Annotated in this window: 3 protein-coding genes; all 3 read right to left on the bottom strand. The window is 42.9% G+C overall.

Annotation, left to right across the window (positions count from 1 at the left end):
* Positions 1-780 (bottom strand): hypothetical protein (locus tag A3763_RS03265; RefSeq protein WP_068759882.1); only part of this gene is annotated, 780 nt, incomplete at its 3' end.
* A 244-nt stretch (positions 781-1,024) separates the two neighbouring features.
* The gene (gene rpoS / locus A3763_RS03260; RefSeq protein WP_068513624.1) at positions 1,025-2,053 is read right to left on the bottom strand and encodes an RNA polymerase sigma factor RpoS; all 1,029 of its coding nucleotides are present in this window, start codon (positions 2,051-2,053) and stop codon (positions 1,025-1,027) included.
* Positions 2,054-2,169: 116 nt separating this feature from the next.
* On the bottom strand, positions 2,170-3,027 hold the full coding sequence (locus tag A3763_RS03255; RefSeq protein ID WP_197475974.1) for a peptidoglycan DD-metalloendopeptidase family protein: 858 nt from the start codon (positions 3,025-3,027) through the stop codon (positions 2,170-2,172).
* Positions 3,028-3,204 lie beyond the last annotated feature (177 nt).

Below are 3,204 nucleotides of genomic sequence, written 5' to 3'. Positions count from 1 at the left end.
TAATGGCATATTGGGTGCAGGGCCCATCAGTGCAACCGTTTGCGGAGGAACTTGAGCCATCTGGCTTTCAAAGTAATCAAATGAGCGCTGGATTTCTAAAGATAATTGCTGAATAACCGAGTTTTGCTGCGCGACATCGTTCAGCGCTTGTAAAGAAAAGTCAAAATGCCTGGAAAAGTAAAGCGTGTCACCTTTAACCAACACAATCATTCCAGCACCGTGACGAAGATATAAAACCGCAACGGGTCTTTGATCATCACCTGCTAGTCGCAAGGCAATATTCCTAATCGCTAGCTCTGAGATCTCAATTGTTTCTAGTTCCAAACCAGACTTATTGACGAGATTCACGGTATCCTGGATTAAAGCTGACCGACTGGAAACAACATTCACCTGTTCCGGACGTCCTTTTAGGGCATCCTGAGGAAAATCATAGACATCCAGCACCGCATCGTTTACGTCATAGTCGAGTAGGTCTTTTAGCTTCCAGCGAACGGCATCGACGAGTTCACTCTCTTCAACTTTTGGCTTCTCGATAGGGTAAACTCGATACTGATCTGCCGGCAAAACGACGCGACAAGTTGCACCGTCGAGGCCATGCTCTTCAACAAGTGACTCCAGCACTGATACACGCTCTGCCGCATTGCACTCACGATAATCACACAATGTAATGAGCGCATTTTTGCCTTCATTTTTCGAAGCGACAGCAAGAGCTATACCGCTGGAGCGAACTTCCAGCCCTACTACTTGAGCTTTCGATTTCTTTTTAAATAGCGAAAACAAATACCTGCCCCTAGATCTAAATAAGCCCCTGAATCGGAGCGCCACCAGCCTTTTTAAAGCTTTTAGTTAGAATAGTTCAGTAAGTTACTGTTTGCAAAAGTTTTATACCACATAGAATTCAACATTAAGACCCAGACTCAGCAGCAGCGAATTTTAAAACTGTAAATGCAAAAATCCCCACCAAAGGCGGGGATTTTTTACTTACTCTGATGCCTGCACAAAATTTGCGGCATACATAAGAAGCTTAGAAGCAACTATTAAACAAGGTTTCGCCATTTAAGCCCTGCTTCTCAAGGATATCTCTGAGTCGCTTAAGTGCTTCAACCTGAATCTGACGAACTCGCTCGCGAGTTAGACCAATCTCTTTACCAACCTCTTCCAAGGTGCTCATACGGTAGCCACGAAGACCAAAGCGACGAGAAAGAACTTCTTGCTGCTTACCAGACAACTGATCCAACCAGCCATCAATGCTACCTTTAAGGTTACTATCCTGCAGCAACTCTGCAGGATCAGACGCTGACTCATCAGCAACTGTATCTAGTAATGATTTGTCGCTACTGCCGCCGATAGGCATATCAACAGAGGCAACACGCTCGTTCAAGCCCAACATGCGCTTAACATCAGCAACAGGCTTATCAAGCAAATCTGCAATTTCTTCTGGCGATGGCTCGTGATCAAGTTTTTGAGTCAACTCACGTGCAGCACGCAGATATAAATTCAGCTCTTTTACTACGTGAATAGGCAGACGAATTGTACGCGTCTGATTCATGATTGCGCGCTCAATAGTTTGGCGAATCCACCATGTTGCATAAGTAGAGAAGCGGAAACCACGTTCTGGGTCAAATTTCTCAACTGCGCGAATTAGGCCTAAATTACCCTCTTCAATCAGGTCAAGTAGAGTCAAACCACGATTAACATAGCGACGTGCGATCTTTACAACGAGTCGCAAGTTACTTTCAATCATTCTCTTACGCCCGGCCGCATCACCTTTCTGCGCCAAGCGAGCAAAATAAACTTCTTCTTCTGGGGATAAAAGCGGAGAAAATCCGATTTCATTCAAGTACATTTGTGTCGCATCAAGCTGACGGTATGACTGACTTTCTGATGAGCGACCGTCTATGCCTGTCTTCTTAGCTTTCTTTTTCGCGGTTATCGGAGTGACGACTGTCTCAGCCTCTTCCTCAAAACCCCAACTTTCAGTCGTTGTCTCTTCTGATTCAACGCCATCAATTTCTACTACATCGTCAAAGTACGCTTCTCTTTCTGCTGACATCTGTCTTGCCTCGCTTTTTATTGTTTGCTCATCAAGATCCTTGATGATGCAACCTAGCTGTTTAAATAAATACGCTACCAGCCTCGCAACTGGCATTTTTCCCTTTTAGGATAGTTTTATCTCGCAGGCAGATATTTCATTGGGTCAACCGGCTCACCATTGCGCCGAATTTCAAAATGAAGCATTACCTGTTTTGAGTCAGAGCTCCCCATCTCTGCGATCTTGCGACCTTTTATTATTTTTTGTCCTTCTTTAACTAGTATCCGCTGGTTATGTGCATAAGCGCTGAGGTAAGTTTCATTATGATTTATAATTACCAAGTTTCCGTAGCCTAACAAGCCATTGCCTGCATAAACTACTTCTCCATCAGCGGCCGCATATATTGGCGAACCCAAATTGCCGGTAATATCGACCCCCTTATTGAGAGTCGTACCCGCAGACTTCCCTTTGCTCATTCCACTTGAACGGGAAGTTCCTACAGAACCTTTTATAGAATACATGGCAAGTATCGGGCCAAGATGAGGCCACTGCCAATTTATGTTCTTGATGTGCTTGGTTTTTTTATCTCTTGTTACGTTTTTACCATTCTGCATAGTTTCTTTACGTTCTGTTACATTCCCTCTTCTCTTAGACCCTGATTTTGATATTTTCAAGTTCGATTTCTGTGAGTTTTTGCGACGTTCTAAATTTATTTTTTGCCCCGGCACAATCACATAGGGCGACTTTATTCCATTCTCTCTCGCCAACTCCTTCATCTCACGGCCATAGCGCCATGCGATGGCATATAAGGTATCTCCCTTACGTACAACATGCTGCCCAAAGTAGACTGGAGGGTTAAAGTTTTTATCTAGATATATTGATGGAGAGGTACAGGAGGCCAGAAGGAATAGCGTTAAGATACAAAACGTTACAAAAGCAAGAGGTCGCCTATTTTTTAAACACGCCAAATTACAAAGCGGATAAAAAGTAAACAATTCGACAAACCTCTCCATAACATATAGCTATAATATTTTTTTATTTAATTCTTTTTACTTCTTTAACTTAATGAAGAATATTAAGTTACTTAGCTAAGTCATTCATCTTCTATCTTATTCGCTCAGAATATAAGCAAATTAAACGTTACCGCAAAATACACCAGTGTTACCCTAAGA

This window comes from Oleiphilus sp. HI0128, from assembly GCF_001635365.1.
This window is presented reverse-complemented; position numbering and strand designations above follow the sequence as displayed.

Excerpts from the sequence above, each read along its gene's own strand:
- rpoS (WP_068513624.1), bottom strand. The coding sequence starts at position 2,053 with ATGTCAGCAGAAAGAGAAGCGTACTTTGACGATGTAGTAGAAATTGAT.